This is a genomic window from Amycolatopsis sp. NPDC034160, assembly GCF_055575355.1.
Window position 1 is genome coordinate 61,046 of the sequence record NZ_JBVISU010000001.1, and the last position, 13,630, is coordinate 74,675.

Consider the following 13,630-nt stretch of genomic DNA (forward strand, 5'->3'; position numbering starts at 1 on the left):
TTCCCAACACGGGGAGAGCCGGGGCGGGGAGGGCTGGGGGGGTTGGGGGGTGGCGTTGGGGGTGAAACCCCGACTCCCCCCCCACGACCCCACGCGGACACTGAAGGCGGGCTTTCCTACTTCAGGAGCAACTGCACCATCGCGGCGAGGCCGACCACGACGATCACGCCGCGCAGCACCTTCGGCGAGAGCTTGCGGCCGATCTTCGCGCCGATCTGGCCGCCGATCGTCGACCCGACCGCGAGCAACGCGACCACCGGCCAGCTGACGGGCGCGATGAAGGCGTAGATCGTGCCGGCGACGATGTTCACCACGGCGGAGAGCGCGTTCTTGACGCCGTTGAGCCGTTGCAGCGACTCGGACAGCAACATCCCCATCACAGCGACCATCATCACGCCCTGCGCGGCCGTGAAGTATCCGCCGTAGATGCCGATCAAGAAGATCAGGAACAGCAGGAGCGGCCCGATCTTGTGAACCTTCCCGTTCTCCTCGCGGCGCTTCGCGACCCAGGCCGACACTCGCGGCTGGACGATCACCAGCACCACCGCGAGCCCGACCAGCGCGGGCACGACGGTCTCGAAGGCGTCCTTGGGCAGCGAAAGCAGCAGGATCGTCCCGCAGATCGCGCCGAAGAACGACGCCACGGCGAGTTTGACGACCTCCGGCCAGTAACCCTTGAGCTCTTGGCGGTAACCGATCGCCCCGCTGACGGTGCCCGGGGCGAGGCCGATCGCGTTGGACGTCGTCGCCGTGAGTGGCGAGTAGCCGAGCGCGACCAGGACCGGGAACGTCACCAACGTGCCTGAGCCGACGACCGTGTTGATCGTGCCCGCCCAAAGCCCCGCGATGAAGATCAGGACCGCGTGCCACCACGTCATAAAGCACTCACTCGCGCACCATAAACAGGGTTACCTCCTTTCGCGCTCTGGATGTGTCTAGTCGAACATTCCTCTGCCCGTTATGCCCCGGTTCGGCGCTGCCACGCGGAATCCGTCGCCTGCCGGGTCTTCGAGTCCTCCTCCGGCAGATGGGCCGCGGTGATCTCCGCGGCGACCGTCCAGCCGAGCGCCAGGTACAGCGCCCGCCCCTCTTCCGTCGCCACCAGGACCGCTCGTTCCGCCCCGGCGGCGACCGCCACTTCGTCGAGCCGTCGCATGACGAACCGGCCCAGCCCTCGCCGCTGGTGTTCGGGCTCCGTCACCACCTGATCCACCACCGCCGTGCCGCCGGCGATCGCGACCCGGCCGGTGGCGGCGCGCGAGCCGTCGGGCGCGCGCACCACGACGTCGGTGACCACGCCGTCGCCCACCAGTTCGGCCCGGTACGGCTCGGGCGCGGCCATGACGGGCCGCATCGCGAGCGGGGTGCTCATCAGATACTCCGGCGGGCCGACCTGCCAGTTCGGCGGCACCGTCTCCGCCACCTCTTCACGAGAACCGCTCACCTTCAGCCACGTGCCGGGCTCGGTCAGCGCGCGAGCCCGGTGAGCGGCCGACTCCGCGTCCGCCAGCACGTATCTCACGCGATGCCCCGGACGCCCGACGTCGAGCCGGTAGCCGTCCGGTTCGGCCACCGGGAGCCCGACGCCGCGGGAAAGCGCCCAGCCGTGCACCCATGCCTTGATCAGCCCTGCCACCCCAGTCATCGTCCGATGATGACACCGGCCACCGACAATCCCGGCCGGTTCGCCGAACCTGCGAGGATGGGGCCGTGGCCGACGACGAGCGCGAAGTCCGCGCGGAGCAGGTGTGGAGCGCGACGGTCGATCATCTGCGCTCGATGATCGACTCGGGCAGGCTCCCCGCCGGGTCGAGGCTGCCCGCCGAACGGGCGCTCTGCGAGCAGCTCGGCATCAGCCGCGGTTCGTTGCGGCAGGCGTTGCGGGTGCTGGACTCCATCGGCTACGTGCAGGTGCGGCCGGGTTCGGGCACGTACGTCCGCGAGAACCTCGACGAACAACCGCTGCGCGGCTGGTTCTCCGAACACGAGCAACTGGTCGAGAAGCTGTTCGACCTGCGGACCACCGTCGAACCGACGCTCGCCGAGCGGCTCGCGCTCCAGCACACGCCGCGGGTGCTCGCGCGGCTGGAGAGCACCGTCGACGAGATGGAGCAGGCCGCGGCCGACGGTGACATGCTGCGGGTGATCGCGGCCGACGCGGAATTCCATCGGGTGATCGCCGGCAACGCGGGCAACGACGACGTCACCGACCTGCTGCGTTCGGTGCTCTCGCTGGTCGGTGAGGAACGGCGGGCGGCGCTGCGGCTTCCCGGCCAGATCCGCAAAGCCGTCGACGAGCACCGCGCGATCCTCGAAGCGGTCCGCCGTTCGGACGCGGCCGCCGCACGGGAGATCACCCGGAAGCATTTGCTCGACGCCAAGACCTACGTCCACGACTACACGACGCGGGATTGACACTTCCTTGATGGCGGACCCGAGACCACGCGAGTAGAGTTTTCAGAAGATTATGAAACTTCTGATAGGGGTGCGCGGTGGAGAAGGTCCGATTCACCGAAGAGAAGGCGACGATGCTGGCCACGTTGTACGGCCGCGCGCTCGACGCCCGCAGCGACCGGCCGATCCTCGGTGACCAGGCCGCCGACGAGGCCGTGAAGCAGATCGACTACGACTTCTCGACACTCGGCGTCACCGGCGACATGGGCTTGACCGTCGCGCTGCGGGCGAAGCCGATGGACGAGTGGGCGACGGACTTCCTCCGGAAGCATCCGGACGCGACGGTCGTGCAACTCGGTTGCGGGATGGACAGCCGCGTCTACCGGGTCGACCCGCCGCCTTCCGTGCGCTGGTTCGACGTCGACTACCCCGACGTCGTCGCCCTGCGCGGCCGGATCTATCCGGACCGGGAGGGATATCGGACCATCGGCTCGTCCGTGACCGACTTCGGGTGGATCGACGAGATCCCGTCGGACAAGCCCGGTCTGGTGATCGCGGAGGGGCTGACGATGTATCTGCGGCCGTCCGAGGGCGAAGAGCTGCTGAGGCGGTTGATCGCGCATTTCCCGCAGGGCGGTGAGATGGTCTTCGACACCTTCAGCAGGCTCGGCATCAAGCTGCAAAAGCTGAATCCTGTGGTCCGTAAGGCGAACGCGACGCTGTACTGGGGCATCGACGAGATCTCCGAGCTGGAACGGCTCGGGCTGACGCTGGTCACGAAGCTCGACGCGACGGACTACGCGACGCCTGAGGCGAAGGAGCGTCTCTCGGCGTCGATGCGGGCGCAGTTATGGCTCGTGGGGCTGATCCCGGCGTTCAAGAAGATGGGACGCATCCTGCGGTTCCGGTTCTGAGGCGCGGTAGAACGCGTTTAGTCCTCTAAATGCGTTTTACCGCCGGGCGTCAGCGGGACTCCAGTACTCGCTCCACGAACCGGTGCAGTTTGTCCTCCAGCCGGAAGACGCGCTCCTCCAGCGTCAAGGACTCGAACGGCTGCGGCACGTCCGAGGTCAGTTCGCCGCGGATGTACTGGCTGCACGCCAGATTCGCGCACGCGTAGATGCCGAGCGTGTTGCCCTCGCGCCCGGGTTTCCCCGCCCGGCGGCCGGAGAAGAGCGCGATGTCGGACAGCGGATGTGTCGTCGTGCACAGTCCGCACATGTTGCTCAGCAGGACCCGGCCCTTCGGCCGGGGCGCGGCACGAAGGGACAGCCCCACGATTTCCCCTTGGTAGGGCAACACGAGATAGGCGCGGGAGGTCGCTTTCGGATCGCGCCAGCCAAGGAATTCCCTTTTCTCCCAAGGGATCTCGTCGGGCCGTGCGGGCAGGGTGACCCCCTTGGCCTCGCCACGCGTGCAGTTCACGAAGGACGCCCTGATCTCGTCCTGGCCCAGCGGTTCCATGTCTGCAAGGTAGCCATCGCACGCGAGAACTGGCCAACCGTTTTCCGCCGGAGGTCCTACGATCACCGGGTGCTTGGGAAGACGATGTCGAGCCGGTTCCGGCTGGTGCTCAGGACCAGCCTGGGCTTCGCCGCGCTCGGCATCGGGTCCAGCGTGTGCGGTGCCGGAGTCGTGGCGTTGCTGTTGCTCGTGCAGGGTCTGCCGAGCGAGGTCGGCGATCGCGGCTGGATCCTCTCGGTCACCGCGGCCGGGATAGTGGCGCTGTCGCTGGTCGTGGGCACCCTGTGGACGGCTTGGCTGCAGCGGCGCACGGCGGTCTGGTTCGTCTTCGGCCGCCCGCCGACGAAGGCCGAGGCCGAGCGGGCGCTGCGGCTCCCGGTCGACATGGCGATCGTCAGCGGGACCCTCTGGCTGATCGCCACAGTCGTGCTCGGCTCACTCGCCAGGGTGCTCGGGTCGTGGATGGACTCCCTCGGAATGGCGCTGGTCATCGGGCTCGGCGGGCTGACCACGGTCGGCCTCACCTATCTCGCCGCGGAATGGGTCGCGCGTCCGGTGATGACGATCGCGCTCAAGGTCACCCCGCCGAAGGGGACGCTCCGGGTCACCGTGCGGACCAGGGTGGTCGTCACCTGGTCACTGGCGAGTGGGGTCCCGTTCCTCGGTGTGCTGCTGGTGGCCACGCCGCCGGACCTCGGCCAGGGTGACCACGTCGCGAGCCTGATCATGCTTTCGGTGATCGGGCTGAGCGTCGGCGCGATCGGCACGGGCCTGCTCGCGAAGGCCGTCGCGACCCCGCTGCACCGGCTCCGCGTCGCGCTCGACGAGATCGCGCGTGGCAACAAGGAGATCGTGGTCGACGTCGACGACTCCAGTGAGATCGGTCTGCTGCAGAGCTCGGTCAACGACCTCGCCGCCGGGTTGCGCGAGCAGGAACGGATGCGCGATCTGTTCGGCAGGCACGTGGGGGACGAAGTCGCCCGGCACGCCCTCGAGTACGGCGCCTCCCTTTCGGGTGACGTGCGCGAGGTGACGGCGCTGTTCGTCGACGTCGTCGATTCGACGGCCTTGGCGAGCCGGACCCCACCCGAAGACCTGGTGAAGATGCTCAACCGGTTCTTCACCAGCGTCGTGCACGCCGTCGGGGCGCGCGGCGGGCTGGTCAACAAGTTCCAGGGTGACGCCGCGCTCTGCGTCTTCGGTGCGCCGACCCGGCTCGCGGACGCGCCGACGGCCGCGCTTTCGGCCGCGCGGGCGATCCGGGACGCCGTCCAGGAGACCGGCGAGCTGGACCTCGGCATCGGCGTCGCGAGCGGGCGGGTCTTCGCCGGTCAGCTGGGTACCAGCACCCGGTTCGAGTACACCGTCATCGGCGACGCGGTGAACGAGGCCGCACGCCTGACCGAGTACGCGAAATCCGCCGAGGGCCGCATCCTGGCGAGCGAGGCGGTGCTCAAGGCGGCACTGGAAAGCGAGCGCTCGCACTGGGAGCCGTTCGCGGAACTCGAGCTGCGTGGCCGCCGGGAACCCACGCACGCCTGGGCGGCGAGCGCGCTCAGCCCGGAATGACGTCCGGCCAGCGCAGCAGCGTCGAACCCCAGGTCAGCCCGGCCCCGAAGGCGCCCATCACGACGCGGTGCCCCGGCTGCAGGGTCCCGTCCTTGGCCGCGTCGGCCAGCGCGATCGGGATCGACGCCGCGCTCGTGTTGCCCACCTTCTCGATGTTCGAATACATCACGTCCTCGGCGAGCCCGAGCTGTTTCGCGCAGGTCTGCAGGATGCGGATGTTCGCCTGGTGCCCGATGAACCGGTCGATGTCGCCGACTCCCCAGCCCGCAGAGTCCAGCACCGTGCGAGCCGATTCCGCCATCCGGGCGCAGGCGTGCCGGAAGACGGTCTGGCCCTGCATCACCAGATAGTGGTCACGCGGGTCGTCCGAGCGGCGGTTCTTCGCGCCGCCGGCGTCGACCCAGAGCAGCTCCGCGAGTGCGCCTTCGCTGTGCAGGTCGAACGGGCCGAGCGCGCCGAGTTCGCCGGCTTCGCCCGCGCGCAGCAGGACCGCGCCCGCGCCGTCGCCGAAGATCGGCACCGTGCCGCGGTCGTCGGGGTCGACGAGCGAGGTGAAGACGTCCGCGCCGATCACCAGCACGCGGCGCGCGATCCCGGCGGCGATCAGCCCGGCGCCGGTGGCCAGCCCGTAGATGAACCCGCTGCAGACGGCGTTGACGTCGAACGCGGCGACGCCGTTCAGCCCGACCTTGGTCGCCACCTGCGGCGCGCTGGCCGGGCACACCTGGTCGGCCGTCGACGTCGCGAGCACGACGGCGTCCGCGCCGTCCTCCCCCGCCGAGGCCAGCGCCCGGCGCCCCGCCTCGGCCGCGAGGTCCACAGTGGACGTTCCGGGATCGACGACCCGGCGTTCGGCGATGCCGGTACGCGAGCGGATCCACTCATCGGAGGTGTCCAGCCGCTGGGCGATCTCCTCGTTGCCCACCACGCGCGGCGGCAGCCAAGAGCCGAGACCGGCGATAACGGCCGCCTGAGATGAGGGCACCAAGGAATCCTTTCGCGCGGAAAAAGAGAGGTCTGTCATTCACTTGTAAGCGCTACCATTCAGTAGACCCGTCAGTTGTGTTCCGGGTCACATTTCAAAGAATTCTCACTTTTCCCGGCGCGTCGTGGGCGGACCAGCGGCAACCACGACTGACCTGGGCGGACGGGGTGACGGGGCACACCGCGTGGCGCGCGGCCGGAGATCGGGCGGCCCGGAGAGTCGTCCGGTTAGCCTGATCAGGTGCACACACCCGACCTCGACCGCCTAGACGTGGCCATCCTCTCCTGCCTGCAGGCCGATGCCCGCACGATCGCCGAGTCCATCGGCGCGAAGGTGGGGCTGTCCGCCGCCGCCGTGCAGCGGCGGATCAAGCGGTTGCGCGAGGCCGGGGTGATCGAGCGCGAGGTGGCGGTGCTGTCGCCGCAGGCGCTCGGGCTGACGATGACGTTCGTGGTGATGGTCGAGATGGAACGGGAGAGCCTCGCGGTCCTCGACGGGTTCCGGCGGCAGGTGCTCGCGGACGACAACGTCCAGCAGTGTTACTACGTGACCGGCAACGCGGACTTCGTGCTCGTGGTGACCTGCCGGGACATGGCGGGCTTCGAGGCGTTCACGCGGCGGATGTTCTTCGACAACCCGAACGTGCGGCACTTCACGACGTCGGTGGCGATGGACCGGGTCAAGACGGGGTTGACGCTGCCGCTGGAGCCTTGACCGGGAGTCGATCTTCGCTATTCTGGCCTGCTGCCTTCTGGGGAAGGACCACAGCCGCCATGCAGAGACAGCTCCGCCTCTTTCTCACCGCCACTTTCATCGACGCGCTCGGCAGCGGGATCTGGCTCCCGTTCGGGCTGCTCTTTCTCGTCCACGGCCAGGGCTTCGGCCTGATCGAAGCCGGTACGGCGCTCAGCACGGGCGGTCTGCTCGCGCTGGCGACCGGGCCACTGGCGGGAGCCGCGATGGACCGGTTCGGCCCGCGCGCGCTCCTGATCGCGGGCAACCTGCTGCGACTGGCCGCCTTCGGCTGCTATCCGCTGCTGACCTCGCTCTGGCAGGTCGTCGCCGTCACCCTCGTGGCAGGCGTCGGCGACCGGCTGTTCTGGACCTGCAATGCCCCGATGGTCGCCGCGCTCACCACCGGCCGCGACGCCGAGCGCGTCCTCGGTACCCAGACGGTCGGCCGGTTCGCCGGTGCGGGCGTCGGCGCGGCGGCGAGCGCGGTGCTGCCGGAGATCACGAGTCCGGCGGCGTTCCACCTCATCGCCTACGTCAACGCCGCCACCTTCGCGGTGGCCGCGGTGCTCATCAGGTTCCTGCCCGCCGCGGCCGGTGTGTCCGAAAAGGACAGCCCAGCGGGATGGAAGGCCGTTCTCTTCGACCGCCCTTACGTCGGGTTCTGCCTGACGCATATGAGCTTCACCCTGGCGAGTGCGAGCAAGTTCGCCATCCTGCCGATCCTGGTCCGCGACTTCCTACATGGTCCACAGTGGATCGCCGGAACCGCGATCACGATCGGGACGGTCACGGTGGTCTTCGGCCAGAACCTCGTGATCCGCGTACTCGCCGGATACTCCAGGACCACCGGGCTCATCGCCGCCGCCGCGGTCTTCGCCGTCTCGTTCGCGCTGCTCATTCCGGTCACCTCGGTCCCGTTGCAAGTGGCGATCTGCCTCATCCTCTTCACGAGCTCGACCTTCTCGGTCGCCGAGGCGATGTTCGCGCCGCTGTCCACGGCGGCCGCCGCCGAAGCCGCGCCACGCGGAGCCGAGGGCCGTGCCAGTGCGCTGTTCCAGCTGTCGTGGGGACTGCCGATGGCGCTGGCCCCGGCCATCCTCGGCGGCCTGCTCTCCGTGAGCGGGCCATTACTGTGGACGTCTCTCACCGCGATCTCACTGCTCGCCGTTCCCGCCCTCCTCGGCCTGAAGAAAAGGCTGCCGGACAAGCCGCCACAACGGGTATCGACCTGAACGCAAGGGGTCTGTGCCCGGCGTTACACCACTATGGACATGTGCAGCCGATAGCGTGAACGTGCCCGTAGTCGCGTCATTCGCCGTGTGCCCGGGCATCTCCTTGGCGAGACGAAAAGTTCGCGCCGCGCGAACCACGAGCACTTAGGAGTGGCCGTGCACACCGACGCCGTTCACCAGAGCCAGTTCGTACTGCTGAACAACAGCAGCACGCCCGTTCTCTCCCGCCTGTCCTTCCACGTCGACGAGCCCTACGCCGTCACCGTGTCGTTCCGGACCGAGCGCGGCCGGTGGGTCGAGTGGACCTTCGCGCGTGAGTTGCTCGCCGCCGGTCTCACCGACCCCGCCGGACTGGGTGACGTCCGCGTCCGCCCCGATCTCTCCGAGGACGAGGCGATGCTGACGCTGGAAATCGAGTCACCCGACGGCTATGCGTCGTTCGAGCTCGAACGCGAGGACGTCGAGTCCTTCCTCGACTCCACGTGCGACCTGGTCCCGCTCGGCTCCGAGAGCGAGTACTTCGACATCGACGCGCTGATCGAAGAAATCAGCAACGTCTAGAGCAGCCCGCGGTAGAGGAAAGGCGAAGGGCGGACCGAGTGCGCTGGAGGCACTCGGCCCGCCCTTCGTCCTTTTCGGTGGTTCTCGGTGGCCAGGGGTGGGGTCAGCCAAGGACCAGGGTGGTCCCGGTCGCGGACAACGCCGGCCGGACCGGGAAGAAGTACGTCACCGAGGTGTTACCGCCGGACAGCATGCCCTGGGCCTGGTTGCCCGCGATGAACGAGCCGCCGGAGTCGCCTGCCTGGGAGCGCACGTTGGTGGCGGTCATGCCGTAGACCGTGCCTTCGGCGTAGCGGACGGTCTGGTTCTTGGCGCCGACGGTGCCGCAGGTCCAGCCGGTGGTCGAACCCGACTTGCAGACCGAGGCGCCGGTCGCGGCCTCGCTGGAGCCGCTCACCCGGGTGCCGTTGTTGATGACGCCGCGCGGCACCCAGTTGCTGTTCACCCGGACGTGGCCGTAGTCGTTGGTCGGGAAACTGACGCGGGCGAACGAGCCCATCGCGACCCGGTTGGAGCCGGTCACCGTGCCCGGGCCGCAGTGCCCGGCGGTGAGGAAGCCGCCGTTGACCGAGAAGCCGATCGAGCAGCGCGAAGAGTTGTTGATGTAGTAGGCGTCCCCACCGCGGACGTCGTACTTCAACGTCGGTGCCCCCGCGGTCTCGACCACCGAGACGGCGGTCTTGTCGACGCCGGTCTTCTCCAGGAACGAGTCGACGGTGCCGCTCTTGCCCGGCAGGACGTTCACCGTCACGCGGTTGGTCTTGGTGTCGACGCCCCAGCCGGTGATCGCGCCGTCCGCCGCGCGCTCACCCGCGTTCAGTTTGTCCACAGTGGAATCGAGCTGGGTCGCCGAGAAGCGCACGAGTTCCGCCTCCGCGCCACTGGCCAGCACCTGGCCCAGTTTCGCCGCGTCCGTGACGCCGACGCGCAGTTTGCCGGTGGCCTCGTTGTAGCTCGCGCCACCGAAGCTGCCGGCGAGTGCCGAAGCGAGTTTCTGTTCGAGCGTGCCGGCGGCGGTCTCGCTCTGGATCCTGGCGAGTGCCTGGTCGGCGGTCAGGCCGAGGTCCCGTTGCAGGGCGGGAACCATCTCGGCGTTCAGCAGGGTGTCCGAGGACGCCGCCGCGGGGGTACCCGTGACGAGCGCGCCGGTGGCCAGTGCTGCCGTGGCGGCCACACCGAGGAGCTTCGTGATCTTCATGCTTCTCCCTCGTCATCACGCACGGCTCCGGTTCGCCATGCGATTGCCCTCCCCTGACGGGTGAGAGTTCTGGAACCGGAGACCGCCCGCAATCCGGGTCGGCGCGGGATAGGTATACCCATTCTTCGGGAGCCGTATCCCCTGCTCCAGGGGCGGTCACCTAGAGATGGCACCCGGACGGACACGTCCGTAAGTAGGGTTTCGAGCGAATACCGTGCGTAGTCATTGTCACCCCCTGAACGTGGGATGAATCGCCGAATCGGGTTTCTCGCCGATGTTTCGGGTGCCCGGTGATTTTCCAACCGACGATCCGTCAGCCAACCGGTGACGGTGCGTCCGCGGACAGCCTCATCGGGTGCCCGTGCTGTCCGGGTTGGGAGGTTTACGACCAGGTAGGCAGTGCTTAGGCTCCGCAGGACAACGCACAAGATCGTGTCGGGCTCACCGGGAACTCCCAACCGAGGAGCGCATGATGTGGCTTGCCACCCCTCGCCCGACCTCGGTTTCGGTCCGCGCCGGATCGACGGCACTGGTGGGCCGCGACGTCGAGGTCTCGGCGATCGTGAAGATTCTGCTGCGCCGTCCCGCCGCCGTGCTGATCGAGGGCGAACCCGGGATGGGCCGCAGCAGGCTGCTCGCAGAACTGGCGGGACGCCGCGAGTTCGCGGCCGGCCGGGTGCTCTTCGGCGCGTGTCAGCCGATGCGCGAACCGTTCCCGTTCGGGCCGGTGCTGGAAGCGCTGCGGTCGGCGGGCGACCGGCCGCTCGGCCCGCTCAGCCCGGTCGCCGGGGTGCTGAGACCCTTGCTGCCCGAACTCGCGGAAAGCCTTCCGCCCCAACCGGAACCACTCGCCGACCCGTGCGCCGAACGGCACCGCCAGTTCCGCGCCGTCCGGGAACTCCTGATCGCCTGCGGACCCGCGCTCGTCCTGATCGACGATCTTCAGTGGGCCGACGAGGGCACCCGTGACCTGATGCGATTCCTCGCCGCGGCCATGCCGGCCGAACTGGCCGTCGTCGCGGCCTACCGGACCGGCTCGCCGTCCAGGCACGGAGGCGCGGGCATCCCGTTCCGCACCCCGCCAAACGTCCAGACCGCGCGCGTGACACTGGGCCCGCTCGACGTCGAGGCCGTCGGAAAGCTGGCGGAGGAACTGCTGGACCTGCCGAGGGTTTCCGCGTCGTTCACCGCGAAACTCCACGAAAGCACCGCCGGGATCCCGTTCGTGGCCGAGGAGACCCTGCGCGCTTTGCGCGACACCGCCGGACGGCTGCCCATCGGCGACGTGCTCTCGGACCGGCTGCTGGAAAGCCTCGAAGTTCCGATCTCCCTGCGTGAGGCCATCACCGAACGGCTCGAAACACTGCCGGAACCCGCGATCCGGCTGGCCCGCGCGGCGGCGGTGCTCGCCGTCCCGTCCGAACCCTCGGTGCTCGGCGAACTCGCCTGCCTCACCGGCGACGACCTCCGCTCGGCTCTTCTGTCCACTTTGGATGGCGGGGTACTCGGTGAACTCGGCGGCGACCGCTACGGCTTCCGGCATCCCTTGGCACGCAAGGCCGTCTACGACACGATCAGCGGGCCCGAGCGGACCCTGCTGCATGCACGCGCCATCCAAGTGCTTTCCGGCCAGTCGGTTCCCCCGCTGACGCTGCTGGCGAACCACTCCCGCGCGGCCGGACGGACCGAACAGTGGCGCCACTACGCCGAGGCCGCCGCCGACGAGGCCATCGCCCACGGTGACACGTCCCGCGCGATCGACCTGCTCCAGTCCGTACTGGCGGAGGCGGGGCTCGGCGAGGACGACATCGCCCGGCTGGCCACGAAACTCAGCCAGGTCGCGTTGCGCGGATTCCGCCCGGACGTCATCGAGACCCTGGAGCGGATCCTCGAAGACCTCACCGACCTGCGCCCGAGTGTGCGCGGGACGATCCGGCTCAGCCTCGGGATGCTGCTGGTCCGCACGATCGGGCGACTCGGCCGCGGCCGGGTCGAGGTGGAGAAGGCCATCACCGAACTGGTCGACGAGCCCGCACTGGCCGCCCGTGGGATCAACCTGCTCGCCCAGCCGATCGACGGGCTGACCCCGTTGTCCTGGCACGAAGTCTGGATGGAACGCGCCCGTGAGGTCTTCGACCGGCTCGAAGACCCGGAACTGCGGCTGGCGCTCATCGGCGACCGGATCTCGACCAGGGCGCATATCGGCGACGGCTCGGCTTGGGCCGAATTCCAGGAGCTGCCCGACCAGGGCAGCGGCGTGGCCGAACGCGTCCAGCTCGCGCGGCTGTGGTGCAACCTCGCCGACGCGCAGTCCTGGGCCGGACATCTGACCAGGGCGGAAAAGCTGGTCACCGAAGGGATCCGCCGCGCGACCGACGCCGGCGCGCTCTACGCCGCCGGACTCGCGCAAGGCACCCGCGTCCGACTGGACTGGGTGCGCGGCGAGTGGTCCGGGCTCGCGGAGGCCACCGAACGGCTTCGCGACACTTATCCGGACCTCGGCCCGATCGTCATGGAGTCCTCGCTCGTTCTCGGCGGCCTGGCCGCCGTCCGCGGGGAATTCGCTGCCGCACAACGACATCTGGCCGCGGCGAGTGTGCACGCTCCGGAACACGGGCCCATCCCCGTCGTCCTTTCGGCGGCGGGGGTCCTGATCCGGGTACTCCTCGCGACGGACGACGTCGAGGGTGCGTGCGCGGCGGCCGACAACGCGGTCGCCGCGGCCCGGCGCAAGGGCGTCTGGGTGTGGGCGGCCGGCCTGGTCCCCGCCGCGGCCGAGGCCTACACGCGGGCCGGACGCTGGTCGGAGGCGGACGCCGTGGTCGAGGAATTCGCCCGCGGCGTCGACGGCAAGGACTCACCCGTCTCCGGGGCCGCGCTGCTCGCCGGACAGGCGATCCTGCTCGACGCGCGCGGCAAACATCCCGCCGCGGCAACGGTTTTCGACGAGGCGGCGGCGCGCTACGAAGCGTTGCCGATGCCGTACCAGGCCATCGGCGCCCGGGAGAGGGCAGCACTGTGTCGTCTCAACGCGGGCCTTCTCACCGCTGGCGACCGCCCCGCGATCGAGGACCTCGCCGCGGCCGCGGAGGCCTACGAACGACTCGGCGCGACCCGGGACGCCGGGCGATGCCGCCATCAGCTGCGTGAGCATGGCGCGTGGGCGCCTTCGCAACGCGGGCGGCGCGGCTACGGCCAGGAACTTTCGCCCCGGGAACTCGAAGTCGCGAGGATGCTCTCCGACGGGCGCACGAACCGCGAGATAGCGGACGGGCTGTTCCTGTCCCCGCGCACCGTGGAACAGCATGTCGCGAAGGTCCTGCGGAAACTCGGCGCGCGTTCGCGGACGGACGTCGCCCGCCGGATGTCGACTTACGCCCCCGCCGTGAGTAGCTCGTGAGTGATTTGGGTCGTTCTCTTGAGAAGAAAGACAAAGGTGTCGTGGTTGCGGGCGGGCCTGTTCGCCGAGGTGAGGGGCAGGGCTAAGGCGTA

12 protein-coding genes are annotated in these 13,630 nt (G+C 69.1%); 7 read left to right on the forward strand and 5 right to left on the reverse strand.

Going from position 1 to position 13,630, the window contains the following annotated elements; all coding sequences use genetic code 11:
* Positions 1-116: 116 nt before the first annotated feature.
* Together ACZ54P_RS00335 and ACZ54P_RS00340 are read right to left on the reverse strand one after the other, a co-directional pair.
* Positions 117-878: a sulfite exporter TauE/SafE family protein gene (locus ACZ54P_RS00335; protein ID WP_465459410.1), complete on the reverse strand. Its 762-nt coding sequence runs from the start codon at positions 876-878 to the stop codon at positions 117-119.
* A gap of 80 nt (positions 879-958) precedes the next feature.
* Positions 959-1,636: a GNAT family N-acetyltransferase gene (locus ACZ54P_RS00340; protein WP_465460188.1), complete on the reverse strand. Its 678-nt coding sequence runs from the start codon at positions 1,634-1,636 to the stop codon at positions 959-961.
* A 74-nt stretch (positions 1,637-1,710) separates the two neighbouring features.
* On the opposite strand from ACZ54P_RS00340, the gene ACZ54P_RS00345 reads away from it, so the two are divergent.
* Together ACZ54P_RS00345 and ACZ54P_RS00350 are read left to right on the forward strand one after the other, a co-directional pair.
* Positions 1,711-2,415: a FadR/GntR family transcriptional regulator gene (locus tag ACZ54P_RS00345; RefSeq protein WP_465459411.1), complete on the forward strand. Its 705-nt coding sequence runs from the start codon at positions 1,711-1,713 to the stop codon at positions 2,413-2,415.
* Between the two features lie 77 nt (positions 2,416-2,492).
* Positions 2,493-3,308: a class I SAM-dependent methyltransferase gene (locus ACZ54P_RS00350; protein WP_465459412.1), complete on the forward strand. Its 816-nt coding sequence runs from the start codon at positions 2,493-2,495 to the stop codon at positions 3,306-3,308.
* A gap of 49 nt (positions 3,309-3,357) precedes the next feature.
* Here ACZ54P_RS00350 and ACZ54P_RS00355 read toward each other — a convergent pair whose 3' ends face one another.
* The gene (locus ACZ54P_RS00355) at positions 3,358-3,858 is read right to left on the reverse strand and encodes an FBP domain-containing protein (RefSeq protein ID WP_465459413.1); all 501 of its coding nucleotides are present in this window, start codon (positions 3,856-3,858) and stop codon (positions 3,358-3,360) included.
* 84 nt (positions 3,859-3,942) lie between these two features.
* On the opposite strand from ACZ54P_RS00355, the gene ACZ54P_RS00360 reads away from it, so the two are divergent.
* Positions 3,943-5,427: an adenylate/guanylate cyclase domain-containing protein gene (locus tag ACZ54P_RS00360; RefSeq protein ID WP_465460189.1), complete on the forward strand. Its 1,485-nt coding sequence runs from the start codon at positions 3,943-3,945 to the stop codon at positions 5,425-5,427.
* Here the strand turns inward: ACZ54P_RS00360 and ACZ54P_RS00365 are convergent.
* A complete protein-coding gene (locus tag ACZ54P_RS00365; protein ID WP_465459414.1) occupies positions 5,414-6,412 on the reverse strand; it encodes a beta-ketoacyl-ACP synthase III in 999 nt (332 codons plus the stop codon). The two genes, ACZ54P_RS00360 and ACZ54P_RS00365, sit on opposite strands and share 14 nt — an antisense overlap.
* 240 nt (positions 6,413-6,652) lie before the next feature.
* On the opposite strand from ACZ54P_RS00365, the gene ACZ54P_RS00370 reads away from it, so the two are divergent.
* The 3 genes from ACZ54P_RS00370 (at position 6,653) to ACZ54P_RS00380 (ending at position 8,940) form a co-directional block, all read left to right on the forward strand.
* Positions 6,653-7,126: an Lrp/AsnC family transcriptional regulator gene (locus tag ACZ54P_RS00370; protein ID WP_061980299.1), complete on the forward strand. Its 474-nt coding sequence runs from the start codon at positions 6,653-6,655 to the stop codon at positions 7,124-7,126.
* Between the two features lie 59 nt (positions 7,127-7,185).
* Positions 7,186-8,379, forward strand: a complete 1,194-nt coding sequence (locus ACZ54P_RS00375) for an MFS transporter (protein WP_465459415.1) — start codon at positions 7,186-7,188, stop codon at positions 8,377-8,379.
* A gap of 156 nt (positions 8,380-8,535) precedes the next feature.
* Positions 8,536-8,940, forward strand: a complete 405-nt coding sequence (locus ACZ54P_RS00380) for an SsgA family sporulation/cell division regulator (RefSeq protein ID WP_465459416.1) — start codon at positions 8,536-8,538, stop codon at positions 8,938-8,940.
* A 103-nt stretch (positions 8,941-9,043) separates the two neighbouring features.
* Here ACZ54P_RS00380 and ACZ54P_RS00385 read toward each other — a convergent pair whose 3' ends face one another.
* Positions 9,044-10,138: a S1 family peptidase gene (locus ACZ54P_RS00385; protein ID WP_465459417.1), complete on the reverse strand. Its 1,095-nt coding sequence runs from the start codon at positions 10,136-10,138 to the stop codon at positions 9,044-9,046.
* Positions 10,139-10,610: 472 nt separating this feature from the next.
* Between ACZ54P_RS00385 and ACZ54P_RS00390 the strand changes: the two genes are divergently transcribed.
* Complete coding sequence (locus ACZ54P_RS00390; RefSeq protein WP_465460190.1) at positions 10,611-13,538, forward strand: helix-turn-helix transcriptional regulator; 2,928 nt, start codon at positions 10,611-10,613, stop codon at positions 13,536-13,538.
* The last annotated feature ends 92 nt before the right edge of the window (positions 13,539-13,630 follow it).

Bases quoted from the DNA above. Each gene is read 5' to 3' on its own strand.
- ACZ54P_RS00335 (WP_465459410.1), bottom strand. From the start codon at position 878: ATGACGTGGTGGCACGCGGTCCTGATCTTCATCGCGGGGCTTTGGGCG.
- ACZ54P_RS00355 (WP_465459413.1), bottom strand. From the start codon at position 3,858: ATGGAACCGCTGGGCCAGGACGAGATCAGGGCGTCCTTCGTGAACTGC.
- ACZ54P_RS00360 (WP_465460189.1), top strand. From the start codon at position 3,943: ATGTCGAGCCGGTTCCGGCTGGTGCTCAGGACCAGCCTGGGCTTCGCC.
- ACZ54P_RS00375 (WP_465459415.1), top strand. From the start codon at position 7,186: ATGCAGAGACAGCTCCGCCTCTTTCTCACCGCCACTTTCATCGACGCG.
- ACZ54P_RS00385 (WP_465459417.1), bottom strand. From the start codon at position 10,138: ATGAAGATCACGAAGCTCCTCGGTGTGGCCGCCACGGCAGCACTGGCC.
- ACZ54P_RS00390 (WP_465460190.1), top strand. From the start codon at position 10,611: ATGTGGCTTGCCACCCCTCGCCCGACCTCGGTTTCGGTCCGCGCCGGA.